General features: G+C 61.7%; 1 protein-coding gene. It reads left to right on the top strand.

Annotated features, from left to right (window positions below; translation table 11 throughout):
• The coding region (locus M3600_RS28595) for a hypothetical protein (protein ID WP_251648585.1) at positions 1-447 on the top strand (447 nt) is incomplete at both ends.

Genomic DNA, 447 nt, shown 5'->3' with positions numbered 1-447 from the left:
ATGCCAGGGCTCGCGTTCAACAGGCCGACTCCACCACCCGCCTGGCCAGCCAGCAACTTCGGGAGCTGATTCAGGGCACAGAGGTACTGCAACTGGGCGCGCTGAGTGAGGGGCAGGATCAGGTTAAACAGAAAGCCGAGTTCTCTCAGCAGTGGCTGGGCGAGTTGCGCACACGCATGCAGGCGCTGGATGTCCGTTTCGCCGACCGGCACGCTGCCATCGAAATCGAACTGCAACTCAAGGTGGCAGAGACTCGTGAGCTGATTTCACTCGATCACGACATGACCGCGGCCGAGCACACGGCCGCGCACGCCAATACGCAGCTTTCTGCGTTGCGCGCCCAGCGACAGGAGACGCCCGAAGGGTCAGACGAAGCCGACAGGCTGGACACCGCCATTGGACAGACGCTTGCAACGCGTTCACAGGCCATGCAAACACATCAGCAAC

It is taken from the genome of Niallia sp. MER 6 (assembly GCF_023714395.1).
Lineage (GTDB): Bacteria > Bacillota > Bacilli > Bacillales > Cytobacillaceae > Niallia.
Note: the sequence above shows the minus strand (reverse complement) of the source record. Positions and strands in the feature narration are given on the sequence as shown.